Source organism: Shewanella sp. JNE2, assembly GCF_023159115.1.
In the GTDB taxonomy this organism is placed as follows: Bacteria; Pseudomonadota; Gammaproteobacteria; order Enterobacterales; family Shewanellaceae; genus Shewanella; species Shewanella putrefaciens.
Genome location: NZ_CP096169.1, coordinates 1,774,606 through 1,801,447, shown reverse-complemented (window position 1 = coordinate 1,801,447; position 26,842 = coordinate 1,774,606). Strand labels below are relative to the sequence as shown.

The following is a 26,842-nucleotide window of genomic DNA, read 5'->3' as shown; positions in this document are numbered from 1 at the left end:
GGAATTATTTGATGCAACTGGTACTGCGTGATGTAGATCAAGGACCCTACCTGAGCAAGGTATTGATCCAAGGCCAAGCAGACGAAACGCTGAGCGGTGAACAGCTGTCACAAATCAAATCCAAAGCCATTTTGATGAGCCTCAAACTGGCCGATAAGTTTTACAACAAGTACAAAATGCACCTGCTCGAACAAGCGGCGCATGATGTCATTGGTGTGGTGAGCCTTGGTTTGATGGAATTATCAAACCAAAACCCGCAGCAGGCGATACGCCTGTTGATCACCGCCGATGGCGTAGTCAAATGCTTCCAAAAAGGCTGGAGCATGCTCAGCACTGTCAGCAAGCATAAACTCATCAACGACAAGTCATTGTACGGTGATGTCGACAAGTTCTTGCTTGAACAAGTGTCTAGCCCGCCCGATGCGGAAGAATGGTTAGGCTATGAAGCCTATCAAGATGCCCTGCTTGAACACCAACGCCAACAGTCAATTGCGGCCCTATTGGCACAGTTTTATGCGCAATCGAGCTATGATCCGCTAGATTTTCTCAATCTAGAGAGTGTATTAGCCGAAGCGGTACTGTATCGATTGTTGTTTGATGGCGCCAAAGTCAGACAGGATTTGAAAAAGCGTATCGGCAAAATCACCTTAAAAGAGGAATGGTTTACCCGTGAGCATATCGAATTGGAAACCCAGAAAGCGTTAGCAGAATTACCCGCAGAACTCGCTGAAACCATCAGTAAAGATCTCGGCAAAAACTTTGCCCCCGCCCTACTGCGTACCCTGCACTTTGCGAAAAGCTACCGCGAACTCTTACTCAGCGATGCTTCACCCGAACGCTTAGAAAGATTCGAACACAAGGAAGGTCTTGTCGGCCTCCTTGGATGGCCACTCTACATAGTACTTTAATCAGTACCTTAATCAGTACCTTAATCAGTACTGTGTTCAGTAGGTCAACGAGTGCTTGAGTCGCTTAAAAATGAGTGCTTTATTGAAAAATAAAGCACTTTTTTAATGTCTTTTGTCTCTATGCCCAATCCCAACAATCAGTATTTAGGTCTCAGTATTTAGTAGTTTTAGCTTTAAAATAAGTGACTTACAGAGATATAACTCTTCAGTTAGATAAATTCTGGAGATTCATCCCTCCTCAGATAACCCCAAATTCTAAACATGCCATTTTCTATCGAATAAGGAATTGAATATTGGGCTAATTGTGCGCTTACAACATCAGAAAAGTCCGTCACTCGATCCGCCACTAATCGGCCTAGCCATTCTCTTTTGAATGGATCAACTTCTAACCACTCAATGGTTTCTGCTATTTCAAGTAACTCGTGCCACCACACGGCAGTAAAACCTGCATTAGGATTTTCATCATAAATCAATTTGTATCGCACATAGGGAATAAAATCTTCAGATCCATTTAATGCCTTTTCAAGCTCGCACCACTTTGTTTTATTCATTACAGACGAAAGCTGATGCTCGTTTACATACTTCAAAACTTCAGAATTCATTTTTTAGTGTCTCAAGCGACTAAGTGAAAAACTAAATGATATAGCTTTAATAGACATATTTTACCAATAAAAACTAATTAAAATGACAGATAAAATGATGGGCAATAAATTAGTCCATCCATTTTAAACCGTGGAGCGCTTATTGGTTTGACCTACTTATATCGGCTTGCCATCGTATTTGCTCGTCGACAGGGTGAATAGAAGCCAAGGGATTCTAAGTTTATGAACGAGAGCCATGGAGGGCGAACTGGCAGTTAAGCATGTATGTTGTTCCAGTCCATCCTAGAATGCCCGTCCGTAGGGGGGATGGTCGTCACGCGAGTCACCATGACACGCCTTTTTGCGCACTAGCATAACCTATATATTTAAAGCGATACGCCGCACGCTTTTGGACAGAAATGTTTGGAGAGCAGTAATTTCAGTTGTTAGAAGTTTAGCGTTTACGGGTATCCACTCGCACAGGCTTGCCATGGCATTAGCTCGTCGACTCGCAGCAAGTCCGTCCTTGGATGCTCGACCGCCCCGTCCATGGGGCGGACGGTCGTCTCGCCAATCACCATGGCACACCTTTCGAGCATTCGCGTAATCTGTAGATTTAAAAGCGTTACGCAGCACGCTTTTGGACATTTTCGAGTTAGGACTTTTGCTCTAATGACAACATTTAAGATTACCAAAAGTATGAAAAAGCTCTAAACCTGTGGCCAGTTTTACTTGACCATATATGGACGCCTCAGCTTTTACAACACTTTTGAATGATTGGTTCACTACCATATATTCGGCGTCTAAATAGGCTTTTTACCCGCGCCATGATGTAAATCCGAAACCTATTACCTTATCACTACATCGGCATTTAATGCCTTGGTCAAGTCAGGCTCTAATAGGTACGGTTGACCGTTTATTCATCAGTGCATGTAAACTTTTACGTGATGCTTAACGTCTTACGCAAACGCTTTATTAACGTCGAAATTATCGTTACTCGTGAGGATCCGCCATCCTATACGCGCTATTTTATTGGCCAATGCGACAACGGCTTTGTGTCGACCTTGCCTTAACGCAAGTGCATTAAACCATCGCCCAAGTCTATCATCACGTTTGCTTGCAAATCGGCCAACGGCTCTGGCGCCATGGATGAGTAAAACACGTAGTTCTGAGCTGCCATTTTTCGTGATCGATCCTAGTCGAACTTTTCCACCAGAACTCGATTGTGATGGCACTAAGCCACACCATGCAGATAATTGCCGGCCATTTTTAAATTGATGACCCGAACCTAATTCACTCATAAAGCTTGCTGTGACTAATGGTCCAAAGCCAGGGATCGACAGCAATGCATTGTAGCGAGGTTGGATTTGACATAGCGCTTTAATGTCGCGCTCGATTTGATTAATTCTCTCATTTAAAACACATAAATCTTCATATAAAAGTTTTAACAGGTAATGAAGCGTATGAGACAGTTCATGCTCATTATTTGCTAAAATACGGCTAAGTGACGCTTGTAATTGCAACCTGCCGACAGAGAAGATCACACCAGACTCGCTCGCTAGGCTTCGAATTTGATTGACCATGGCGGTTCGATTTTGAACGAGACGACTACGTACACAACGTAATGCTTTAATGTCTTGTTGCTCAACAGTTTTAACTGGAACCATGTGGATATTAGGTCTGAAAACCGCTTCGCATATAGCGAGGGCATCGTTGGCATCATTCTTTTGGTTTGCAACAAATGGCTTAACATGTTGAGCAGGGATCAATTGCACTTGATAACCAAGAGCTTGAAATTGTCTTCCCCAGTAATGCGCCGTACCACAGGCCTCCATAGCAATAAGACTACCTTCGGGGAATTGTCTAATTTTATCGAGCAGCTTGTTTCTGTTAACCTTTTTGTTAGTCATGACTGAGTTATCCATAAGACAAACACAAACTTGAAAAACATTTTTGGCTAAATCGATACCAATAACTTTAATATCCATGATGGAAACCTCCAGAACTATTTGTCAGCACCTAAGCTTGGCATAATACTGCAAGCTTAGGTGCTGAGGCGTCCATCACATCACTACAGGATCTTTGTATCTATATGGGGTATTATTAGCATAGGAGTATCAATTGAAACCATGAACGGTGTTGTTTCTCCATCACGTCAGCTGAATCATTGGAGTAGAACCGCCCAATAAGTTGATCATAGTATCCTGCCTACATATAAATTAGTACGAACTACGATCCTTTCTAACTGTTATTCTTCGTCCGCCTTAAGCTTTTTATAAATAAACAAGTCATCTTCTATTTTAAAAATAACTAAGATTAAAAGCTTTAAGTAAAGTAAATAGGAATTTTCATGTAGATGAATTTCTGTCGGATTTGCCTGTGTACCATGTAAATAGCTATTTCTTAAGTCGTGCCCGTTTGTAAACTCACTTTTGTTTAAATAGTAATTGAAGTAATTTTGCTCAGGTATTGCGAAAAGTGAACTTCCAAAAAACACTAGTCTATCATTACTCATATGCATAACCTCGTCTTGAATATCGGCAGGATAATGGTGTAACGAGGCGACCTCATTTTCAAAAACATCTCTGAATATTAAAATTCGGTTCCAATTTGTAACTTGAACGCAATTATTTTCATCGACAGATATATAATTATTATCTATCAAATAATTTAAATGCTCAAGCTGATGTTCTTCGTAATTTCCGAAATCGATTTCTTCTTCATTCACCAATAAATCAACAAAGTTTCTGTATTGCTTGTCTTTGAACGGGTCAAGATAAGTCAACAGAGTTTGATCCGAAAATAGCAGATAAGTTAGAAAATTAACTTCTTGGTCATCCTTATTGATATATATGTATTTATTGCTATTTAAGCTTGGAATGTCTTTGATGGCTGTAGGGCCAGACGACATTTGTAGAAGTTCAAAATCAATATGTCCATTTTCTACAAATAATTTGTATTGCTTCAATATCGACTCGAACTCAGGTGCGATTGTTCTTATTTTCTCTAAAGCAGAAGCATTTTGAGTAGGAATGTAAGCGGTTAATAAACCCCACATACCAATAATACCAATACTTTGACATAGTGCCTTTTTCATCGGAGGCACTATGAACCAAGAGCAAAAGCGCGCCCATTGGGCAACAGTTGTTGAGCAACAAAAACAAAGCACGCTTTCCATCAAGCAATTCTGTGCAGACAGCGGCATCAGTTATCAAACCTTCTACTATTGGTCTAAGCGATTGCGTTCTCCTGACGCAACGCAAACACTTCAGCCTATTATTTTCAATGAATATGAAGAGACGAAGGCTGAGTCGGTGATCATTACTTTTGCCAATGGTATTCGCGCTGAATTACCAACAACACTGAGTACCGCTCAGATCAAACACTGGGTAGATGCCTTGCAATGACTCCCTCCGGCAAGGTCTTTCTGGTCTCCGGTGTCACCGACATGCGAAAGTCTATCGATGGTCTGTCGCTCATTGTCGCCGAACAACTCGACATGGACCCGTTCAGCGAGGCCTGGTTTATATTCTGTAATCGCGGACGCGATAAACTCAAAATCTTGTTTTGGGATACCAACGGGTTTTGGCTTTACTATCGCCGTTTGGAGAACGGTACCTTCAAATGGCCTCGCCCGAATTCCCAGGGCGTGATTGTCATTAGCAAACCGCAACTTCACTGGTTGCTCTCTGGGCTGTCACTCGAGAACAACAAAGCCCATCGGCCCTTAAATGGGCTAGAAGTGTGATGCTAGACACTGATCGTAATTTTGCACTTGAACGATCCTTTTTAACCGTCACACTGGGGACTATTGAATGCTGTAAGATGATGCCCAATGACCGACTTCCCCAATGACATCGAACAACTCAAGGCCATGCTTCTTGCCAAGGATGCATTGTTGCAGGCCAAAGAGGAGGAAGTCGCCGCCCTCAAAACGCAGGTGCAATTGCTCGTTGAGCAGCTCAACCTCAGCAAATCCAAACGCTTCGCTGCCCAAAGCGAAAAAGTCGCCAAAGGAACGTTCAACGAAGCTGAACAGCAAAACGCGTTGCCTTCCTCACCTAAAGAGCGCAGAAAAACGGGTCGTAAACCGCTGCCTGCTGACCTTGAGCGCGAGGTGCAAACCCATACCTTAAATGCGCCGTATTGCGACTGCTGTGATGCGCCTTTACATGAATGCGGTAAGGAAATCAGCGAAACCCTGAAAATCCTACCTCAGCGAGTGAGTGTCATTCGCCATGAGCGCACCAAATATGCTTGTCGCCACTGCGAGCAAACAGCCGAAACCAGCAAAGTGGTCACAGCTCCAAAACCGGCGAGTATGCTCCCTAAAAGCCTTGGCAGTGCCGAGGCCTTCGCCGCCGTGGTCACCGCCAAATACGTCGATGCACTGCCGCTCTACCGTCAGGTAGATATCCTGAACCGCTCGGGTATAGATATTAGTCGCGCCACCTTGGCCAACTGGTGTGTGCAGCTTGGCAGTAAAGTGCAGGTCATTATCGATGCAATGAAAGCGCAGCTCCTAAAAGAATCCCTCATCTGCGCCGATGAAACCACGGTGCAAGTGCTCAGAGAAGAAGACAGACAGGCCCAGTCCAAATCCTATATGTGGGTTTATCGCAGCGGCGAGTTCACCCCCAATCCCGTCGTCATCTACGACTATCACCCCAGCCGAGCAGGCGCTTGTGTGCGCGAATTCCTTGGTGATTACCATGGTTATCTGTTGTCAGATGGTTACAGTGCGTATGACACGGTAGACGGTGTCACTCAAGCCGCGTGCATGGCGCATGTGCGCCGCAAGTTCACCGATGCTCAAAAGGCATCCCCTTCGAAAAAGGCAGGGAAACCCGAAAAGGCCCTGGCCTTTATCGCCAAATTGTATGGGATAGAAAAGCGAGCCAAAACGCTGTCGGCCGAAGCCCGCCAACAGCTGAGGATGCAAGAAAGCCTCCCCATATTGAATGACTTCAAAGCGTGGCTCGATAGCCTGAATGTGCTGCCCAAAGGAGCATTAGGCCAGGCCATCACCTACACCAAGAATCAGTGGCCTAAGCTGCTGACCTACCTGGAAGATGGACATATCAGCATCGACAACAATGTGACAGAGCGGGATATCCGGCCGTTCACGACGGGGCGAAAAAACTGGATGTTCTCAACGTCAGTCGGTGGTGCGAAAGCCAGTGCCAATCTGTATAGCTTGGTCATGACGTGTCGGGCGAATGACATCAACCCCTATTATTACTTCCGGCACCTGTTCACGGAGTTGCCAAAGCGTTCAATCGCCGATGATATGTCGGATCTGATGCCATGGAATGTTTATCTCAGTGGAATTGAGTAGGGCTTCACTGGTTCATTAACCGCTTACGTAGGAATTGTAAAATTGGCGTTACTAGGTAAGTCAAATAATTCCGGCAGAGTATTAGTGAAAACTGTTTTTAGAATATCTTCTAATGAACACCCAAGCCCTTTTAGTACGTTGGAATATGTGTAAATTTGGCCCATAGATGCCATTTCTAATTGTGTGAACGCCACACCAAAAACGTATTCAGTTTTAGATCTAACACCTAAAGTTCTTTCAAAAATTCCAAGCTGATTTTCTTTGCTGGTTAAAGCTACAATATTCTGTTCATCCACGTACTCAAAAAGTGTCTCGAAGTTTCTGTACAGAATATACGGGTGATTATTTTCTTTAATGTAATCCAAGCTAAATTCGTAATGGACTGTACCCTGCTCAATCCAAGCATGTTTAATTTTAGAAGCATTTTCGGGATAACTGATAGCTACCCCGTATTCAAATGATGAACTAGAACCACTATCGAAAAACTCTTTAATAGACTGTTGGTATTTTCTCTTAGCTGCTAATTTAGTTTTATCTGAGATTCGGAAGTCACTATGTTTTTTAGAATTTTGTATTATTGGCAGGTAGTTAGTATTGCAATGCCCTGAGTCGATGTACGAAGCAATTATGCTTTCTTTATCTTGAATAGTTAAACAACTAGGTAGGTACAACTTCGTTTTATTGAAACTATTTTCGACTTCATATATAGAAAGAAGGATCTCTGCACTCTGCTGGTCACTTTTTAAAAACTCACAGAGAACAAGCTTATATTTATCCACCAAATTTTTATGGCTCAACAAGTGCCTCACTTGATGGGGGAGGTTCTTTAAAACTTCTTCTATTTGAGATGGCGATATATTTTTATATTGTTGATAGTTATTTATTAATAACCAGAAACTATCATAGTAACCGTAATCTATATTTTCAAAATATGACAGGAAGTTACTATCATCAATATTAGTTATGAATTTCCCAATTAAATTTTTAAAAGTATTAACTTTTTCTTTGTAAGCAACAATATCTGTATCTGACCAACTTTTAAGGTATATGCCGTTTTCGAAAAACAGCGATATATTGTACAGTTCAAGTATATCGTTTATATCGTTTATATCGTTTATATCGTTTATATCGTTTATATCGTTTGCTATTTCGCTATTCAATAACCGCTCTGCTTTTGATAAGTAATGACCACTCGACATGTCGTGTATCGAGTGAAATACAACCCTATCTCTATCTGACTTGTTCATAACAAACATTAACCTTGTAATTTCGTATCATTGTCTCTTTTACTAAGATATCGATTTTATACTTTTATTACAAACGCTTATTAGCATGTATCACTTTGATCTGATCCAGCAATAGTGGACACTTTGTATCATTACTAAAACTTGGCCAATTGGCTCATGATAACAAGTAACCTGTCTTAGCGCTGTGGCGCGGAATGGGGCAATATCTTTTTAGCTAAACGAACAGCAGAAGTGTTAGTTAAGATTGGCATTGTTGCAACTGTGACCGTTGGCGGCATGGATGCCGTCGTCGAGCCCTCAGGGACGAGTTTATGGCGAGTCACAGGGGAAACAATGACAATGAATACAGCACAACTGACGATAAAGTTATCTTGCTTTGGGCATTAGCTTTTCAGCTAATCGAACAGCGATAGGGTTAGTGAGGATTGGCATTGTTGCACCTGTAACCTTCTAAAACAGGGATATTTTATTAGAGCCCTCAGGGATACTTCTTGTTAAATAAAGAGGTGACGAGTCACTGGGGAAACAATGACAATTGATGCGTCACAGCAACTGACGACAAAGTTATCTTGCTTTTAGGCAAAAACAAAAGCCCGCGGCGGCGGGCTTTGAGTCACTTAAAATCAGCGGAATAAAAGGACTGACTTAACGATACGTCAGTGTCGTGGTATCGGTTAACTTGTCGTTATCTTTAACGGTCAGTTCAACTGTGTGTTGCCCACGACGGGCAAGGCGCAATACCACTTGACCGTTAGCGCGGGTGCCATTATCAAACGTCCATTTATGTTGTTTGATCACACCATCGGTATCGTAGCTCGTCGAAATAAACATATCGACTAACCATAAATTAATACGCTGAATTTGCGCGACTGGCGGCTTTTTCACATTTTCAACAACCACTGTCACCTTTTGGGAGATGCTATGGGTGAGACCATCATTATCCGTCACTGTGAGTGTAACCTGATACTCACCGCTTTGGCGGTAACTGTGAGTGACAACATTCCCTACTGCCACAGTATTATCACCCAAGTTCCACTCAGCAGAAACAATGTGTCCATCACTGTCGCTGGAAGTGGATGTCAGTTGCACAGTCGCACCATTCACCACTTGAGTGAAACTGGCAACTGGCGCCACTTTTTCCGCTTCAAGCAGGAGTGAAATCACCACAGGATCGTGATCCGATGAGCGATAAGCATCGGTTGAGTATAAATCTTGGATTTGAGCGGGCGTCTTAAACTCTTCGTTGTAATCCAATACGCGTGGTTCATCGGTATTAATATGCCACTGTGTTACATCCACCACTTTATCCAGTAACTCGGCGTTTGCTAAAGCATGGTCTAACTGACCCGATTCGGCGGAGAACACATAAGTGTATGGATTGGGTTTTCTAAGCTCAGCAAACAGTTCACTAAAGCCCGCATTAGCCAAGGCTGTTAATGGATCTTCCTTCGCATAGGCGTTCAAATCACCAATCAGCAGCACGCCTTGCTCTGGATATTGCTCGCCTAACCATTGACCAACAGCAGTCGCCGCACGGGTACGAGTGCTATTACAGTTGCCTTGACCGTCGTTAAGATCAGGATCGCCCGCACACTCACTGCCCTTAGATTTAAGGTGATTCACCGCGACAACCACCCCCTCTTCACTGCCATTCACGCTAAAGGCTTGCGTCAACATTGGACGGTTTCTGGTATCGTTAAACAGGGGTTGTTGATTATCATCTAATGGCGAATTGGCACTGGATAGAATGCGCGCAGCACCCTTCGGTGTGACTTTATCACGACGATAAATCAAGCCGACAGAAATGGCATCGGTGCCAATTGCATTTATGCCTGTTGGCGCGATATAAGCGTAGCGCGCCTCACCCACTGCGGCATTTAAACCCGAAACTAAATCAGCAATAGCTGAATTAGCGCCAAAGCCATCGTTTTCGATTTCCATCAAGCCGAATACATCGGCACTAATGCCCACCATGGCACTGACAATCTTGGCCCTTTGCCGCTCAAACTCGCTTAAGGTATTGGCACCACGCGCGGTTGGGAAACCAGCGCCTTGGCCGTCGCCATTGAAGTAGTTAAGCACGTTAAAGCTAGCGACTTTTAAATTACCGCCATCAACCAATGTGGGCGCAACAGGACGTGGATTTTCCGCCACAAAGTTCACCGTTTCCGTTGGCATAATGCGATACAAATTAAAGCCATAGTGCATCACCCCCGTAAGCGATGTGACGCTATCACCCACACGCACTGTGTTTGATGCGCTAAGCCCTGGGGCGGGGAATTGCACAGGATCGGGATTCTGCACCGTTAAACCATCATCCAATAAAATACTGTCCCGTTGGTTGGCTGCGCTCACCGCCAGCGCATCTGCGCCCGGTGCAGCGACCTGCGTACCAATAAAGTGACGCTGGCTACCTAATGAAATTTCACCATAACGACCGAGGTTATAGACTTCGTTCACCACTAAATCTTGGCTAAAACGAACACGCATCCCCTCAAAAGGTTCGAAATCATCACTGCTGTTAACGGGTAAAGTCACTACCGCAGCAGTTGGTAGTGCTTGACCTGTGGCACATAACTTGTGCTCAGAGACGGTCGTTAATTCCGTTAAACCTTGATATTCGGTGACTTTTGCTTTTAAACGAATACGATCGCCCGCCACATACGCGGTTGGTGCATTCCCCGTATACACAAACACACCTTCCGAGGTCAGTGGGTCATTATCGACTTCATGATCAGCCATTTGCATGAAAATGCCTTTAAGACCGGCTTCTTGATTACTGACAACAACCGCCTCAACCACTAAGGTTTGGCCATTAAGCGGGCTTACAGCTCCAGCGCCTTGAAGCGTATGAATCGCCGTGGCATCTTCACCGCACACTAAAGAACTTGGTGGAGGGTCGACTGGATCTGTTGGCGTGCCTGCGCTGAATTTACCAAGATCCGAGATATCATCCTTAGCAAAGCCCAGCCAAGTACTAAAGTTCACCTCATCATCAATAATGGTATCTGCAATCAATAAATTAGGATTACGACGCAGGGTATTGTCTTGGGTGGAAAGCAAACCACTGCCCCACTCTGCTCCCGGATCAACGCCCACTTGACCTAAGCTATCAATCACTTGATTTTGATATGTCAGAACAATGGCATCATCACCATTAAAAAAACTTGCTGTACTCTGTTGATTTGTCACCGCAAGAATATCAGCCGAGGCGTCGTTATCGGCAACCACATAAGTCGCTCCCGCTGCTAATGAGCCAGTGAGCGCAATAGTCGTACCGACATTGGTGCTGCCATTGAAATAGAAACGCAATTGGTATTGGCTTAAATCAATAACGTCTGTAGTTGGGTTATACAGTTCGATGGCTTTATTGTTGCCACTGCCTTCGACGTATTCAGAAATGATTAAATTATCCGCGCCATGGGCAAGCCCACAGACGCTGCTGATGGCTAACGCCAGCAAAGTTTTCGTGTTAAACATTGAGACCCCTAAATGTATCGTTTTAGTATTGGCTATTGAATGACGATTTAATTGATGCGCTTAAATACTTCCAGACGCAGTACTTCACAAACTGACGATACTATAGGCGAGCAATGTTACAAATTGGCTGCATAAAAGTTGCAACTTAAGATGGATATAACTCATACGATTTAGCGTTCTGGGCTAGGAAGAAAGCAGTACGGGGAATACAGGCCGCCCGATACACAGTACGGCCAAAGATAAACAAAGATAATAAAGCAAAACAAATGGATGATGATCATCCTGATACTGGGCTATAAGGGCTGCAACTTCTCATCGAGCAAACTAACCAGCAGTAACTCACCCTGCAAGTTCACCCTAAACTCACCGTATTTAGCTGCACTAAAATGATCGGCTTGGCCTTCTTCAAAGAAAAAGCTGTTCGATGCGAGCTTAATTTGATTCCCACGGACACGAAATTGCACCCTAAGCTGATCTTTGCCTAATGCTTGATCAGTATAAAAATCCACAAACCGCGCAACCTTTTGCTCATCTAATGCCAATAGTAACTGTCCTTGGGTTTGTTGCGGTGCCAAAGCACTACGCACATCACGCGCGATGGCATATTCAAGCGCCATATAATCCCCCTGCATTAATGAACGCGGATCGACCGGCGCTAATGCAAAACGCACCACTTGTCCGTGATTAAGGATCTGTTCAAACTTGAAAATGCGCCAATTTACACCAGCAAGAATTACCATTGTCGTGAAAAGTACGATGCCCAGCGCCCATTTATGTGAAGCCGACAGTTTTCCCATCACATTTCCCATCACATAGTCTCCTTAGCATGCACATTTGCAGGAAATAGCCGCCACATCACTAACTTTGTTACCAGTAGCAATAAACCTAATCCCATCAAATACCAAGACTTAAGCATTAACGTCGTTTCCAAGGAATAGTAATAGCCACCCACAAATAATACTGCCGATGCAATACCCATCCATTTAAGCCAAAATTCATTAGCATAGTGACCGAGTAACATTAGCAGAATAGCCGTGGATACACCCTGCATTGGCAAGGACAGGCCACTGACGAAAACTAACCCGATAACACATGCAAATGCGCTAAGCGAAACGAGTGATTGTTGACGTTCACGGAAAATAGATATCAATAAAAAACTGCAAATAGAAAAAATAATCAGCACATGTGTCAAAGAAAGCCACGGCATTTGCAGCCAAGGAGTAAACAAGGCTTCAAACATATTATCCATACTAAAGGCATGAAGTAATTGAATATTCAGAAGAGTAAATGCAAAACCGTATAAGAGCATACGTGCTCGCCGATAGTGGCGGCCTAATTGATGGATATTTAAAACAACTAAACTGATAAGTAAGGCAAAAATACTCTGACTCAAGTTAAGTAGATGTAATTTAGCCATAATGCCAACAACACACCAACTTAAGCAAAAAGCAAACACAAACTGAGCTAACCCATGGGTAATCAATCCCCATAGACACAAAAGAATAATTGCCATGCTGCTATACCAAGCAAAGCTAAAGTCATCGCCAAGTAAATCGAATAATCCCCAAGCAATACCCAAGATCCCGCTCAAGCTCGCAGCAAAGGCAAATTGATGAATAAAAGTTTGTTTTCGTGGTAAAAAATATAAACCAACGCCAATCCCCAAATAGATTAACCCAATAAATAAGGCAAAATATCCATCGACTCGTTCAAAAATCGCAGCCAAAAGCGATGCCATAAACCCCAATAAAAACCATGCTGCAATCCAAGCTGCAAAGGCTTGCATCGCAGCGATATACCATGGCACATCGTGGCTTTCAGGCATTTGAGGCGAGCCGACGTTACCCTCTGCATACAAGGCTTGCCACAATGTTGCCAAAGGTGACTCACATGGCATATCACTTGGTACAACACACTTATCCAATGGTGTAGTTGCCACTGATTCTTCCACTAAGCCCTTATTTTTGTCCATGGGCTTCTCCCATAATGGCTTGGTTTAGTAACTGGGTTGGTTGTGTATTAAAAAGTCGGTTTAGTTTTCTCAACCATAGGCTTAAACCAGTACTGGCTAAAATGATATAAAGGCCAATAAATAAGAAGCCACCTATAGGCTCATTATCCTCAAACATTAGTTTTACCCATAATGCACCGACCACGGCAATCAGACTAAAACCACCTAAAGCTAAAGGATATATGCGTGGTAATCGATAGCGGAAAATAAAGAAACCAATAACAAGATGGGCAAAATAGCCGCACATAACCCCAGTGTAAAAGCCATGATGTTCACTCACATCATCAAAAATCAGCCAAGTGATTAACCAAGTAAAACATCCCATAGCAAACATCGAACAGGCATATTCTACAAGGGGAACATGCCAGCTTCCTGTCGCTTTTCGGTCTAAAAATACAAAGGTGTAATAGATAACTAAATTGAAGATGACAAAGGTGAATAGCAATGCTTGTTCATCCCAAAAGTCTCCCCAAAAATGGGAAAAAGTATCAAAAAACAACCCTAAACTAAGATTCAATAACCCGGCGATCAATAACCATAAAGCATCAAATCTTGCGACCCAAGCAAAAGGTAAAATAACAATTGCCCACAAGGCGAATAATTGCCAAGGATCGGCGCCTGTTTGATAGGTTTGTCCAACGAGTGCCAATAGTCCTCCCACTAAAATACTGGCTCCGAACAGCATGGCATTGGCAGTTGTTCCCCCCAAGAGGGAAGACTTATATGGATAAGCAGCTGATACTCGACAAGCGGCACGATAATATAACCAAACAAACAGGGAAATGGTCAGCAATATTGCCACTTCTATTAGGGCAAATTTTGCAAAACGGCCAAGGGATTGCCAATTATAGGCAAAGAAAAATATCACTCCGCTGACAAAACTAAACGTCCCCAACCATAATAGTATTGTGCTGAAGAGGGTTCTCCAGCTCGCTGCACTTGGTCGCGGCGAAAGAGCGCAATATAGGCGATTTGCCTGCTCTTTAGTGATATATCCCTGTTCAAGCCACTCACATACCTGAGATGATAAATTACTCAACGTGAGATCTCCCTAATCATCATAAAACTTAGCAGCACAAAAATACGCATTAACAATACGTAAGTGCAGCAATTAATTGTATTAACTTGTAACAACCACAGGTAAGCTAAGGCCGTGGTGAATAACAGGAGAACCTATGCACTTACAAGGCAGTAGCTACCCACTTTTATGCTTCATCCTCTTTACCAGTTTAAGCTCTATGGTATTTGCCCAAGGGCAGCAAGTCGATCCCATCCCCCAAATACGCGTAGGAGGGTATCAATTTGCCCCTTATGTTAATCTTCAACAGGATGGGCGCTATACTGGCCTAACCCTCGATATTATTAATGCGCTCAATCAAGTACAACAGGATGTTAGATTTGAATTTGTCTCTACCAGCATAGAGCATAGATATAAAGCCTATTCAGTAGGACGATTCGATATGATGATGTTTGAGAACCCTAATTGGGGTTGGCAACAAATCGAGACCCAATTTATTCCTTTACACATCACCGATGGTGAAGCTTTTATTGCCCTAAAGAGTAAAGCGAGAAATCAGTTGTTTTTTAGCACTCTGACCAATAAATCGATCGCCTTAGTTAAAGGCTACCACTATCGCTTCGCACAATTAGAAACAAATCCTGAGCACCTTGAAAAACAGTTCAATATTATATACGTAAACAATAATAAAGCTTCGATCGAGAGTATTTTACGCAAACGCGCTGATGTTGCACCTGTAACTTATTCTTACCTCAATCACTATCTCAAGCTCAATCCCCAAGAACAACCACTATTACTCATATCTGAGAAATGGGATCAACACTATACCCATAACATTCTATTGAAGCCGAACTCAGTACTCGAAGCGACAAAGCTATCCCATTGGTTACAATTACTGACTGATAACGGTAAGTTGGCAGAATTAGCACAAAATTATGACATCACACTCACCACGTCCGATTAATGTGCTTCCCTATCACATCATTGCCATTAAGGGCTCTAACATAGACAAAACACCAATGAGTAGAAACACCAGTGCTTGGAGACTCAACATAAGTCCACTGTTGGGTGGACTTATGCTTGCTATATAAAGCTGCCAAATTGCAAAAATACTGTAGTTAAGTCCAATAAATAACAATAAGCTAAAAGCATACATCTGGGGGATGAGTGCAACGGCACAAACAAGAAAAGTCGCTGTTGATATCAAGAAAAAAATTGTTTGAAAATAAAATACCCCTAGCAACATTCGCTTTGTCTGCTCACTCACATTGGCAATGAACAGCGGTGCTAATAACACTCGCTTTCCTTGATTTAAGTGGTATATGCAAAGTCCTGTACTCAACACCATTGCTGCCAAGAGTATTAACATCATCACTATTCTCAGTTAATTCAAAAAGATTGTAAGCTGCAAACTAAGACCGCCTAAAGCATAACTCCGTTTCACCCCCCAAAAAAATTAACTGTGCTAGCCAGTTAAATATCAAAAAGGAGCCATTTGGCTCCTTTTTGATATTTATAGGTTAACGGCGACACTACATCGTTGCCATAATCCAATAATCTAACCGTTTTTGTGGCTCAGCCAGTATGGTTTGGCATCCATCTTTATATTTGCCCATCAAAGCACCTAAATTACTTGACCCTCCAAGACTTTGAATTTGTCGCGCTTTGGCATCGGCAATAGCTTGGATCACTTCCGCTTCTGGGCGATATTGCTTGGCAAGATCCTCTGCTTCAACTTTCGAGTTCTTTAACCTCTCACCCACGGCCTGCATTTGCGGAGCATTCATTGCCGCTATCGCTTCTGAACTTATCTGATAATAAGCGGCACATTCGATGACCTCATTACTAAAAGCCTTCTCTGCTTCACCTGCCAATACCGCAGAGCTCGCACTTAAGGCTAAGCCACCTATGACTAACGCTTTTAACATGGTTGTATTCCCTTTTTATTAGCAATAACGAATAAACCTACCTAAGCCCAGAATGAATCTCAAGCTCGTAGGTAAAAAAATCTTGGTTTCGAACAAAGCCTAATGCCTCATACAAGCCTTGAGCACGGCGATTATCCCTTTGAGTCTCTAAGATCAAATAACTGATATTTTGCTCCTTTGCGTAACGGGCTGCACGCTGGACTAAAGCCCGACCAATGCCGACACAACGAGCATGTTGAGTCACAAAAACATCATTCAAGATTAAAATCGGGGCTAATCGCAGCGATGAAAAGCAAGGATATAGCTGCACAAAGCCAAGGCCCAAACCTTGGTGATCCCGCGCAATAAACACCACGGACGAGCGTTCGAATAATCGCGCATGGATAAACTGCTGTGCTGCCACAAAGTTATCATCACATCCATAGAACTGCCGATACTCATTAAATAACACGGCAACGTCATGGCTATCAGTCACATCTGCTTGAGTAATAATGCTCGCCATTTATATTTCCTAACTTTGCTTTATATAAACGATCAGATTATAGGTTTCTGTTTCAATCGAAATTGCAGGCCAGATTTAACCGTTGGCCATTCAGTATCAATAATCGAATAAACAACAGTATCGCGAATAGTGCCATCCTTAAGAATTCTATTATTGCGCAGGACTCCATCTTGTTTGGCTCCTAGCCTAGCAATAGCTTGGCGTGATGCCTGATTATGCCAGTGCGTACGAAATTCAACTGCGATGGCATCTAAGGACTCAAAAGCAAAGGTTAACAGCAGCAGTTTGGATTCAGTATTAATGCCTGTACGTTGAGCTCGTTTTGCATACCAAGTGTACCCAATTTCAAGGTGACGATGTTCACTCTCCCAGTGGCAAATTCGCGTACAACCCACAATCTCACCTGATACCCTATCGCGAACAGCAAAAGGAAAACTCTCACCCCGCTGCGCATCCTCAATAGCTTGTGTAACATAGGCTTTCATTTCGCTCGGTTCTGGTACGTTGGTATACCACAAACGCCACAGTTCTCCATCCGCTACAGCCAAACTCAATGCCGCCACATGGGACAAGGACAAAGGTTCAAGTACTACATGCTCACCACTTAAACAACCTAAGTTATCTCCACAGCCCACTGTATCGCCTCCGTTAGATGATTTAAAAGTGTGCTCTTGCGCACATTTTTATCTAGCCTAACATTAAACGATAATAAAAAAACACCCTATTTTCAGCGCTATTTTGATCAATACGTTAAAAGAGGCCTTCAATTTCACTCGGGTAACCTTGTGGTTGCTAGACGAAAAACGGTGAATAAGTTTCGAGATGAGATATTACTCGTTAGATAAGGATCTGTTCATAAAAAAGAGGCGTTAAATATCGCTATTGACTCAAATGAAAGACGACGCGTGATTAACGCCTGTAAACTAAGTGTTAGCTGATAAATCAAGTTAAAAATGGCACAAGCGTGTCATTTTTAACCAGCGTAATATCAAAAGCCATGGATGCTATTACTCACCCTAAACCAGCCAGCAATACTATTACGCTGTGCTCGAGTTTGAGTGACCTCATGGGGAAAGCGTTCACTGAGAAAAATCACAAAATGCCCCATTTTTGGGGGGATTCGTTCTAATTCATTATCCTCTTCATCATAAATAATCAATTCACCACAATCGGCTTCTTTCCAGTTAGGATTCAAAAAAAACACTGTGGTTAAGATACGATTTTGGCTACCTTTTAAGGCATCAACATGCTTTTTATAGAATGCCCCTGGCTGATATACCGCATAATGACTTTCATAATCAAATAACCCCATAAATAAGCGACGATTTAAACCGTTTTTTAACTGTGTCATCAAGTCAAGATACAAGATATCTGGCTTATTCTGCTCATCTAGCCACTGGATCCTATCGCGGCGAATATCTGGGTTTAATTGTTGTTCCACACCGCGGCCTATTGAGGCCGCTTTCAACTCATATAAATCTGTAGCTTGAATTTTATCTAATAAAACTTGGCTAATATTATGAGGAACTAAGTCCGTTAAAAGTATATAGCCTTTATTTACCAAGGCGTCAGCGATCACATCCAGCACTGCTTCACTCAATTGCGAAACCATTTATGCTACATCCAAAAAAGAAGCTACGCTTTTGCTGTACTCAAGGGCTCAAAGAAGGGAGGGTTGAGCCTGATTTTCGAGGGGCGTCGATACGAGATATAGAACATATCCCACAGTCAAATCTGGCAGGATTCTAGAGTAAAGACCTAGGAAATACAATAAAACAAAAAAGGCCTGATAGGTTACCCATCACGCCTTTTGTTACTGCTGATCAAACTTAATTCACTAAACCACGGCGTTTTAATAAGGCATCCGTTGTCGGCTTTTGACCTGTAAACTGAATATAGTTTTGCATTAAATCTTCACTATTACCTTTAGATAAAACGGTATTACGGAATTTATCACCATTGTCCTGATTTAGCCCTCCATGTTCACCCATGTAAGCAAAAGCATCGGCAGCAAATACTTCCGTCCAAAGATAAGCATAATATCCAGCAGAATACCCACCTGCAAAAGCATGACTAAAATAACTCGATTTATAGCGTGGTGGAATTGGCGCAAAATCAAGACCATGTTTAGCTAAGACTTGATGTTCAAACTGCTCTACATCGGTAATTTGAGTATCGGCACTGATAGAGTGCCATTCCATATCTAATAAGGCCGCTGACAGATATTCAACAGTATCAAAACCTTGGCCAAACTTATTTGCTGCTAAGATTTTATCAAGCAACGCCTTTGGAATAGGCTCCCCTGTCTGGTAGTGTTTCGCATAGTTCGCAATCACAACGGGGTCAATATTCCAATCTTCGTTAACCTGTGACGGGAACTCCACAAAGTCACGCGCGGTTGATGTACCTGCCACACTGGGGTATTTCACCTGTGAGAATAAACCGTGGATCCCGTGGCCCATTTCATGGAACATGGTCGTTACTTCATCGAAGGTCATTAATGTTGGCCCATCGGCAGGCTTTGGAATATTAAGCGCGTTATAGACAACGGGTTTAGTGCCGAGCAAGCCGCTTTGAGTCACGAACTCATCCATCCACGCGCCACCGCCTTTGCCTTCACGGGCATACGGATCTAGGTAGAATAAACCAATAGAACTGTTATCTTTATCAAAGACTTCAAAGGCTAATACGTCGGGATGCCACACAGGTAAATCAGTGCGCGCTTTTAAGCTAATGCCATACAGTTTATGCATAGCGAAAAACAGCCCGTCTTTCAGTACAGTATTAAACTCGAAATAAGGCTTGATGCTGCTTTCATCGAGGGAGTATTTCTCTTTACGTACCTTGTCGGCGTAGTAAGCCCAATCCCAAGGTTGCAACTCAAAATCACCGCCCGCCTTTTTGATTTCAGCCTGAATATCAGCCGCTTCCACTTTGGCGCGTGCTAAGGCTTTTGGCGCTAAATCATCGAGAATTTCATACACCGCGGTAGGAGTTTTCGCCATTTGATCGGCAACGGCATAAGCTGCCCACGTATCGAACCCCAGTAAGTTGGCTTTTTTAGCGCGAATTTGCGCCATTTTCACAATTAACGGGCCATTCGTTATCACAGATCTGTGAGCCGAAGCTTCCCATACTCTTTGGCGCAGCTCACGATGACTCAAACTTGAAAGCACAGGCTGACGTGTCGTGTTGACTAAGGTAATCAAGTAGCCCTCTTTACCCGCAGCTTTGGCGGCTCCGGCTAAAGTGGCAATTTCGCTGTCGGATAAACCCGCTAACTGGGCTTTATCGGTCACGATAATCACATCATCTTTAAATGATTTTAAGCTGTTTTGTGAAAAGTCTGTCGCTAAAGTGGCAAGCTCTGCATTATAGTCGCGCATCTTCGCTTTATCTTCGGCTGACAATTTCGCGCCAGCGCGGACAAACTGCTCATAGTAATATTCAACTAAACGCTGATTTTCCGCATTCAAACTGCTCTTTTGTTGATAAACGGTTTCAACACGGGCGAATAACGTCGGATCGAGGTAAATATTATCTCGGTGGGCAGCTAGCTTAGGCGCAAGATCCGCTTCAGTTTTCTGAAAGGTATCATCAGAAATCAACCCTGCGAGATTAAAGAATGTTCGCGATACGCGCGTTAACAATTCACCCGAAGTTTCCATCGCGAGAATCGTATTGTCAAAACTGGCCGCTTGTTTGTTATTCACAATCGCAGCGATTTCTGCATCGTGAGCTTTAATACCCTGCTCGAAGGCCGGAGCATAATCTGCAGACTGAATAAGATTAAATTGCGGCGCTTGATCCTGCAGTGGACTCTTGCTCAGCAGCACATGAGTTGCTTCAACTTTGGCGGCGGGTTGAGTCGCAACGGCATTGGGTGCTTTATCATGGTTTACGGTGGACTGGTCTGAACAAGCCCCCAGTAATAAAGCTGCAGCTACGGCTGTAGTAATAACGGACTTACGCATATTGGCTCCCTTGAATGTTGCTGCCCTTTCGATTGTATTTTTAAGATGAAAGGTGCGCGCAAATGGATTTTGGCTTTCGGTTTACAACAGTCTGTTTTAACGAACTTGTGTAGCTTCGTACGTCAATTTCGATGAACTACCTTAACAAGTTACGCGCATTTCAGCCAAGTTTTACCCGCCCAGAGCACAGCTAATTTGTATCACTTTATGTGTATTACCCGTCTAAATATGCCGGTGCCAACGCTACGCTAAACCTAACTCACCTCAATCAAGCTAAGAGGCATGCGAACATAAGTGGTCAACATTGGCTAAAATTTGATGTAAAAGAATTATTTAAAAAAATTCTACTGAAGTTTTAAGTCAAATATTCCCGACATAGACAAGGGGCTGAGCAAATTAAATGCCATTCCAATAACAAATATTAACTATTCTTAATAAACTGTTTACTGTAATTATTTAAACATTAATGTAACAAATAAACAGATTAAACGGCTCGCTATTTAGACAAGCAAACCTTGAGTCACAATTTGAAACAGCTTTTATCCGATTAATGTCACATTCAGATCATCAAATGTCTTTATAGTTCTCACTCGTTAACTTGGCAACAAATTAACCTAACAGTTAAATTACGCTGAATTAACAGGATGATGAGCATGCTCCTTTACGGAGCATGCATTGGGGTCAAATAAATATAAATAGAGATAACTATGTTAAATAAGAAAATACTTGCAGTGATGATCACTGCCGCCCTTGGCGTGAGTGCCTGTGGCTCAGATGATGACACGATTATTCAACCTGATGACCGTGTCGTTCAAGCAGATTTACGGGTGCTAGAAACCACAGATTTGCACACAAATATCATGGATTTCAATTACTACAGTGGTAAAAATGATCCAACTATCGGTCTAGCCCGCACTGCAAGCTTAATCCACGCTGCACGCAATGAAGCCAAAAACAGTGTACTCGTTGATAATGGCGATCTGCTACAAGGCAGCCCAATGGGCGATTATATGGCTAAAGTTGGCCTGCAAATGGGTGATATTCATCCAGCCTATAAAGCCATGAACCTATTAGATTATGAAGTCGGTAATATCGGTAACCATGAATTTAACTATGGTTTAGATTTCTTAAATAAATCCATTAGTGGTGCAGATTTCCCTTATATCAACTCAAACGTTTATTGCGCCGACGATAATGGTTGTTGGAATGAGGTTAAAAAAGGTGAGCATTTATTCACCCCTTATCTCATCAAACAAAAAACCATTATCGACAGCGAAGGCAATAATCAAACCATTAACATTGGTTATATTGGTTTTGTGCCACCGCAAATTCTATTGTGGGATAAACAAAATCTGACGGGTAAAGTCACGGTCGAAGATATTATTGAAACCGCGAAAAAATATGTCCCCGAGATGAAAGCAAAAGGTGCCGATCTTATTATCGCCATCCCTCATTCTGGTATTGGATCAACGGAAAATCCTGGCGATCCTATGGCTGAAAACGCCACTTATGCGTTGACCTATATCAACGGCATAGATGCAATTCTCTTTGGTCACAGCCATTCCATCTTCCCAGATGCTAAGTATGCTGACTTACCTAATACCGATGTCACTAAAGGCTTACTGAACGGCATACCTGCAGTTATGCCAGGACGCTGGGGTGATAACTTGGGAGTGGTTGACTTTAAACTTGAGCGTAAAGATGGTAAATGGCATGTCCTTAGTGCCAAAACGCAAGCTCGCCCTATCTATAATGGTACAACTAAGGAAGAGTTAGTTAGCCAAGATCCTGCAATTAGAGATGCAGTCGCAGCAGAACACCAAGGCACCCTCGCTTTTGTGGATGAACCTATCGGCGTTGCCGCAGCGGACATGTACAGCTTCCTGACCTTAGTGCAGGACGATCCAACGGTACAAATCGTGTCCGATGCACAAATCGCTAACGTGAAAGCAAAATTACCTCCGGAATTAAAAGATCTGCCAGTGCTATCGGCCTCAGCTCCTTTTAAAGCAGGTGGTCGCCACGGTACAACCAGCGATGCCGATCAATTTGTGCAAGTTGATAAAGGCCCACTGACCTTTAAAAACGCCGCCGATCTGTACCTATATCCCAATACTATGGTGGCAGTCAAAGCGACAGGTGCAGAGTTAAAAGATTGGCTTGAGTGCTCAGCGAACCAATTCAATCAAATCGATCCAACAAAAACCACACCACAAAGTTTAATTAACTGGGATGGTCATCCAACCTATAACTTCGACGTACTCGATGGCTTAACCTATAAAATTGATGTGACTCAACCGAGCAAGTTTGACCGCGATTGCGCCGTCGTTAATGCCAACGCAAACCGTATCGTTGACTTAAGCTATACAGATGAAAACGGCAAAGTCATCACTGGTGAAGAATTTGCCGCAAAAGCGTTTATTGTCGCCTCAAATAACTACCGTGCCTTTGGCGGTAAGTTTGCAGGTACGGGTAGCGACCATGTGGTGCTTGAGCTACCTGACACTAACCGTGAAGCGTTAGCGGCCTATATCACAGCGCAATCTCAGTACAACGAAACCACTGGCAAATACGACGCTATGGTAAATCCAAGTGCCGATTACAACTGGGATTTCAAAACCATCAGCACTAACGTCACCTTAGACGTTCGCTTCGAAACCCAAGACAGTGACAAAGCCGCTGCCTTTATCGAAGCCAATAAACAACGTGAAATGAAGAAGATCAGCAAGGATGAACTGGGTTTTGCCGTTTATAGCATCGACCTAACCAAATAAGCGTTCAATCCCGAGATATCATGCTCAAAAAGGCTCCTTGTGAGCCTTTTTTACTCTCAATGACAAAACCAACCTTAATGGACGGCTCCTATAAATGGTTTATCGCTATTTATCTGATCTTGATCCACACTAGAATTAACCCTGCTTTCGCAAAATATCTGCCCTATTATTTAGCAGCCGACTCGCAATAACAGAGAAAGTGTATGAAGTATCAATCAATCCTATGTGCTACGGCGTTAATACTAACCACTGTGCAGCCAGCAACCGCCGAGATTACTTTGAACCTGCCTAAAAATGCTGAAGTGTTAACGGTCAATGGTAGGCCCGCAGTAAAGAGTGATTCTCTCATTTTAGCCGATGGTATTAATCAAATTGCCTTTCGCTATAGCGTACAATATCGACAACAAGCAGAAACGGTACGCTATCAGTCTGATGTGCTTATTGTCCGTTTTGATGCATCAACACAGATACTCACACTGAGACTTCCCGCCATCAACTCAGCCAGAGATACAAAAAAATTTGATGAGTCACCCAAGCTGGCGCTATTAAATGCTCAAGATGAGGCAGTAAGTTTTACCAGCGATATATTAGTTAAGCATGGTATTCAACTGGGACGGGATTTCGAACACGAAATATTGCAGTACAACCTTAGCAATCAACCTGCTTCATTAAATCTCACTATGAATACCGAGACAACAATACCAAACAACGCAATAGCGGTATCGTCGACAACAGCAATTTCAGCAAACCAGCCACCAGTGCATCAAGCCCCCGCGGTTAAATCTACAAGCTTGATCGCGATTGAATCAACAATTTCAACATCCAACGATCAGTCTTCGCAAACAACTTCTGCCACCACACCTAGTCAAGCGGAAATTAGTCAAATGCTGGATTACTGGTATAAACAGGCCAATGAAGACACTAAAGCTAGCTTCAAAGCAAAAATCAATCAAAGGTGATTCGATTCATTTAACATATGAGTTCGAAACTAAGGAGATTTATTAGTGGTGGGTCGTGAAGGATTCGAACCTTCGACCAATTGGTTAAAAGCCAACTGCTCTACCGACTGAGCTAACGACCCATCTGGATATTGCGGTATATTACTCACCTATTTTGTTATTAATAACCAAAAATAAGTGGTGGGTCGTGAAGGATTCGAACCTTCGACCAATTGGTTAAAAGCCAACTGCTCTACCGACTGAGCTAACGACCCATCTGGATATTACGATAAAACGGCTCACTTATTTTATGATTAATCATCTAAAAATAAGTGGTGGGTCGTGAAGGATTCGAACCTTCGACCAATTGGTTAAAAGCCAACTGCTCTACCGACTGAGCTAACGACCCATCTGAATATTGCACTGATTTATACACTTTCAGTAAAGTGGTGGGTCGTGAAGGATTCGAACCTTCGACCAATTGGTTAAAAGCCAACTGCTCTACCGACTGAGCTAACGACCCATCTGCTGTCACAACTATTCCACTAAAAACCACTAACTTATTCTATTTAATAGAGTAAGTGGTGGGTCGTGAAGGATTCGAACCTTCGACCAATTGGTTAAAAGCCAACTGCTCTACCGACTGAGCTAACGACCCATTTACTGGTATTTTGCGCCCCGAACGACCTCACCGCTCTGAGGGCGCCTATAATACCTTTTTCATCTTCCCATGCAAGCGCAAATTCCCATTTTTTTGTCGTTTGCATGAAAAACAGACTAAGAGTATGTTTTTTAGTTAATTACACTTTAATTGCAGCCAATTGCTGCTGGGCAATACGTGCAGCGGCGCTGTTTGCGTAGTCTTTCACGACTTGTTGGTAATACTGAGTGGCACCCGCTTTATCGCCTGTTTTCTCTGCGATCATGCCAAGTTTGACTAAACTATCACCACGTTTATTTGAATCGCTAAAACGCACAACGACAGTATTAAAGGCTTGCTTAGCTTCAGCAAACTCACTCTTATTAAATAATAATTGGCCCAGCCAGTAGTTAGCATTGGCTGCATACACTGAATCTGGATACTGTTTAATAAAAGCTCTAAATGCAGGAATAGCATCGTCATACTTACGTTCTTTCAAAACTAAGTTAACGGCGCTTTCATAACTTGCGGTTTCACTTAAGCTACTTGCGGCGGCATTGGCTGTAGCAACAGAAGGTGTCGATGTGGCAGCAGAAGCGGCTGGAGCGGCTGGAGCGGCAGAAGCTTTTGAGGATAAATTCGCTACATCATCATAAAGTTGACGTTGACGCTGTTGCATCTGTTCTATTTGATAATTCTGTTGTTCGGTTAAACCACGTAATTCGAGAACTTCCTGCTGCAACGTATCCAGACGACGCTGCATTTCTAGCTCGCTTTGTTGTCTTGATTTAACGATGCGCTCTAAACGAGCGAGTCTGTCATCACCTGAACCACCAGCAATATCTTCCACAGGTGCAGGTGCTGCTACTGCAGCACCCGCGCCAAGGAACATTGCCGTAATTAAGACGGCACGTTTCATGGTGTTACTCTCCGTAATTCAATCTTAGTAAACTAAAACTGCACGACGGTTTTTGCCAAAACCTTCATCAGTGCGAGAAAAATCAAGAGGTTTTTCTTCGCCATAGCTGACAACACTCATTTGGCTAGGTTGTACGCCCATACCTTGTAAGTATTTAGCAACCGCTTTAGCACGACGCTCACCTAGTGCAATGTTGTACTCTGGAGTGCCACGCTCATCCGCATGGCCTTCAATCAGTACACGTACACTTGGGTGTTCTACCAGATAAGTACCATGGGCTTCTAATATAGCGGCGAATTCAGTTTGAACTTCACTACGGTCGAAGTCGAAGTAAATGATGTGCTCTCTTCTTAACTCTTCCAATTGCTGACGTTGTTGCTCTTCTGGTGACAGCATACCGCCAATACCACCGGTTTGAACGCCACCACCATTCAGTCCGCTACCAGAACCGTTTGTTGAGCCCATTGCATCAGTTTCTGATTCAGAAGTTGAGCTACATGCACTAATAGCCATAATTGGAAGTGCTACCAACATAGCTTTTAACAACTTGTTCAGATCCATTACGTGTTCCTTATAAAATTAAA

Annotated in this window: 24 protein-coding genes and 5 tRNA genes; 8 read left to right on the top strand and 21 right to left on the bottom strand. The window is 43.0% G+C overall.

What is annotated here, in order from left to right; translation table 11 throughout:
- The first annotated feature begins 11 nt into the window (after positions 1-11).
- Positions 12-908, top strand: a complete 897-nt coding sequence (gene atcC / locus MZ182_RS08050) for a cold adaptation protein AtcC (RefSeq protein WP_011789683.1) — start codon at positions 12-14, stop codon at positions 906-908.
- A 209-nt stretch (positions 909-1,117) separates the two neighbouring features.
- Here the strand turns inward: atcC and MZ182_RS08045 are convergent, their stop codons facing one another.
- The 3 genes from MZ182_RS08045 to MZ182_RS08035 all read right to left on the bottom strand — a co-directional run bounded on the left by MZ182_RS08045 (position 1,118) and on the right by MZ182_RS08035 (position 4,586).
- Positions 1,118-1,510, bottom strand: a complete 393-nt coding sequence (locus tag MZ182_RS08045) for a DUF6678 family protein (RefSeq protein ID WP_028760278.1) — start codon at positions 1,508-1,510, stop codon at positions 1,118-1,120.
- Positions 1,511-2,448: 938 nt separating this feature from the next.
- Positions 2,449-3,477 carry an IS110 family transposase gene (locus tag MZ182_RS08040; protein WP_011979494.1) on the bottom strand — a complete coding sequence of 343 codons (1,029 nt, stop codon included), beginning with the start codon at positions 3,475-3,477 and terminating at the stop codon, positions 2,449-2,451.
- A gap of 260 nt (positions 3,478-3,737) precedes the next feature.
- Entirely contained in the window at positions 3,738-4,586 is an 849-nt protein-coding gene (locus MZ182_RS08035) for a hypothetical protein (protein ID WP_248114743.1), read from the bottom strand.
- 10 nt (positions 4,587-4,596) lie between these two features.
- Here MZ182_RS08035 and tnpA point away from each other — a divergent pair, with 10 nt between their 5' ends.
- From tnpA to tnpC, 3 genes are all read left to right on the top strand, one after another.
- Entirely contained in the window at positions 4,597-4,896 is a 300-nt protein-coding gene (gene tnpA, locus MZ182_RS08030) for an IS66 family insertion sequence element accessory protein TnpA (RefSeq protein ID WP_088585869.1), read from the top strand.
- Complete coding sequence (gene tnpB / locus MZ182_RS08025; RefSeq protein WP_088585868.1) at positions 4,893-5,237, top strand: IS66 family insertion sequence element accessory protein TnpB; 345 nt, start codon at positions 4,893-4,895, stop codon at positions 5,235-5,237. Before tnpA ends, tnpB begins: the two co-directional genes overlap by 4 nt.
- A gap of 87 nt (positions 5,238-5,324) precedes the next feature.
- Positions 5,325-6,827, top strand: coding sequence for an IS66 family transposase (gene tnpC, locus MZ182_RS08020; protein ID WP_248085115.1), 1,503 nt, complete (start codon positions 5,325-5,327; stop codon positions 6,825-6,827).
- Positions 6,828-6,850: 23 nt separating this feature from the next.
- On the opposite strand, the gene MZ182_RS08015 is transcribed toward tnpC, so the two are convergent.
- Positions 6,851-8,074, bottom strand: a complete 1,224-nt coding sequence (locus tag MZ182_RS08015) for a hypothetical protein (RefSeq protein ID WP_248069767.1) — start codon at positions 8,072-8,074, stop codon at positions 6,851-6,853.
- A 231-nt stretch (positions 8,075-8,305) separates the two neighbouring features.
- Here MZ182_RS08015 and MZ182_RS08010 point away from each other — a divergent pair, with 231 nt between their 5' ends.
- The gene (locus MZ182_RS08010; RefSeq protein WP_248069765.1) at positions 8,306-8,461 is read left to right on the top strand and encodes a hypothetical protein; all 156 of its coding nucleotides are present in this window, start codon (positions 8,306-8,308) and stop codon (positions 8,459-8,461) included.
- A gap of 258 nt (positions 8,462-8,719) precedes the next feature.
- Here MZ182_RS08010 and MZ182_RS08005 read toward each other — a convergent pair whose 3' ends face one another.
- The 4 genes from MZ182_RS08005 to MZ182_RS07990 all read right to left on the bottom strand — a co-directional run bounded on the left by MZ182_RS08005 (position 8,720) and on the right by MZ182_RS07990 (position 14,604).
- Complete coding sequence (locus MZ182_RS08005; RefSeq protein ID WP_248069757.1) at positions 8,720-11,554, bottom strand: ExeM/NucH family extracellular endonuclease; 2,835 nt, start codon at positions 11,552-11,554, stop codon at positions 8,720-8,722.
- A gap of 293 nt (positions 11,555-11,847) precedes the next feature.
- Positions 11,848-12,363, bottom strand: a complete 516-nt coding sequence (locus MZ182_RS08000) for a GDYXXLXY domain-containing protein (protein ID WP_025008776.1) — start codon at positions 12,361-12,363, stop codon at positions 11,848-11,850.
- On the bottom strand, positions 12,363-13,526 hold the full coding sequence (locus MZ182_RS07995) for a DUF4401 domain-containing protein (protein ID WP_248069755.1): 1,164 nt from the start codon (positions 13,524-13,526) through the stop codon (positions 12,363-12,365). The genes MZ182_RS08000 and MZ182_RS07995 overlap by 1 nt, the downstream gene beginning before the upstream one ends.
- Positions 13,513-14,604: a DUF2157 domain-containing protein gene (locus MZ182_RS07990; RefSeq protein ID WP_248069753.1), complete on the bottom strand. Its 1,092-nt coding sequence runs from the start codon at positions 14,602-14,604 to the stop codon at positions 13,513-13,515. Before MZ182_RS07990 ends, MZ182_RS07995 begins: the two co-directional genes overlap by 14 nt.
- A 136-nt stretch (positions 14,605-14,740) precedes the next feature.
- Here MZ182_RS07990 and MZ182_RS07985 point away from each other — a divergent pair, with 136 nt between their 5' ends.
- Positions 14,741-15,547, top strand: a complete 807-nt coding sequence (locus tag MZ182_RS07985) for a substrate-binding periplasmic protein (RefSeq protein ID WP_011789690.1) — start codon at positions 14,741-14,743, stop codon at positions 15,545-15,547.
- A 12-nt stretch (positions 15,548-15,559) separates the two neighbouring features.
- Here the strand turns inward: MZ182_RS07985 and MZ182_RS07980 are convergent, their stop codons facing one another.
- From MZ182_RS07980 to MZ182_RS07955, 6 genes are all read right to left on the bottom strand, one after another.
- Positions 15,560-15,955 carry a hypothetical protein gene (locus tag MZ182_RS07980; RefSeq protein ID WP_248069769.1) on the bottom strand — a complete coding sequence of 132 codons (396 nt, stop codon included), beginning with the start codon at positions 15,953-15,955 and terminating at the stop codon, positions 15,560-15,562.
- A gap of 160 nt (positions 15,956-16,115) precedes the next feature.
- The gene (locus tag MZ182_RS07975; protein ID WP_011789692.1) at positions 16,116-16,511 is read right to left on the bottom strand and encodes a hypothetical protein; all 396 of its coding nucleotides are present in this window, start codon (positions 16,509-16,511) and stop codon (positions 16,116-16,118) included.
- Between the two features lie 37 nt (positions 16,512-16,548).
- Positions 16,549-17,013, bottom strand: a complete 465-nt coding sequence (locus MZ182_RS07970; RefSeq protein WP_011789693.1) for a GNAT family N-acetyltransferase — start codon at positions 17,011-17,013, stop codon at positions 16,549-16,551.
- Between the two features lie 32 nt (positions 17,014-17,045).
- Entirely contained in the window at positions 17,046-17,648 is a 603-nt protein-coding gene (locus MZ182_RS07965; protein WP_014610348.1) for a GNAT family N-acetyltransferase, read from the bottom strand.
- 353 nt (positions 17,649-18,001) lie between these two features.
- Positions 18,002-18,625 (bottom strand): 2OG-Fe(II) oxygenase, encoded by a 624-nt coding sequence (locus MZ182_RS07960; protein ID WP_011789695.1) that lies wholly within the window; start codon positions 18,623-18,625, stop codon positions 18,002-18,004.
- A gap of 217 nt (positions 18,626-18,842) precedes the next feature.
- Positions 18,843-20,987, bottom strand: a complete 2,145-nt coding sequence (locus tag MZ182_RS07955; RefSeq protein WP_248069751.1) for a M3 family metallopeptidase — start codon at positions 20,985-20,987, stop codon at positions 18,843-18,845.
- Between the two features lie 707 nt (positions 20,988-21,694).
- Between MZ182_RS07955 and MZ182_RS07950 the strand changes: the two genes are divergently transcribed.
- Complete coding sequence (locus MZ182_RS07950) at positions 21,695-23,761, top strand: bifunctional 2',3'-cyclic-nucleotide 2'-phosphodiesterase/3'-nucleotidase (protein WP_248069750.1); 2,067 nt, start codon at positions 21,695-21,697, stop codon at positions 23,759-23,761.
- 203 nt (positions 23,762-23,964) lie between these two features.
- The gene (locus MZ182_RS07945) at positions 23,965-24,720 is read left to right on the top strand and encodes a DUF2057 domain-containing protein (protein ID WP_248069748.1); all 756 of its coding nucleotides are present in this window, start codon (positions 23,965-23,967) and stop codon (positions 24,718-24,720) included.
- A 46-nt stretch (positions 24,721-24,766) separates the two neighbouring features.
- On the opposite strand, the gene MZ182_RS07940 is transcribed toward MZ182_RS07945, so the two are convergent.
- The 7 genes from MZ182_RS07940 to pal all read right to left on the bottom strand — a co-directional run bounded on the left by MZ182_RS07940 (position 24,767) and on the right by pal (position 26,819).
- Positions 24,767-24,842 (bottom strand) — tRNA-Lys (locus MZ182_RS07940).
- Positions 24,843-24,898: 56 nt separating this feature from the next.
- Positions 24,899-24,974 (bottom strand) — tRNA-Lys (locus MZ182_RS07935).
- Positions 24,975-25,032: 58 nt separating this feature from the next.
- Positions 25,033-25,108, bottom strand: a tRNA-Lys gene (locus MZ182_RS07930).
- 38 nt (positions 25,109-25,146) lie between these two features.
- A tRNA-Lys gene (locus MZ182_RS07925) sits at positions 25,147-25,222 on the bottom strand.
- Positions 25,223-25,281: 59 nt separating this feature from the next.
- A tRNA-Lys gene (locus MZ182_RS07920) sits at positions 25,282-25,357 on the bottom strand.
- Between the two features lie 142 nt (positions 25,358-25,499).
- Positions 25,500-26,258, bottom strand: coding sequence for a tol-pal system protein YbgF (gene ybgF / locus MZ182_RS07915; protein ID WP_248066521.1), 759 nt, complete (start codon positions 26,256-26,258; stop codon positions 25,500-25,502).
- A gap of 24 nt (positions 26,259-26,282) precedes the next feature.
- Entirely contained in the window at positions 26,283-26,819 is a 537-nt protein-coding gene (gene pal, locus MZ182_RS07910) for a peptidoglycan-associated lipoprotein Pal (protein WP_011789700.1), read from the bottom strand.
- Positions 26,820-26,842 lie beyond the last annotated feature (23 nt).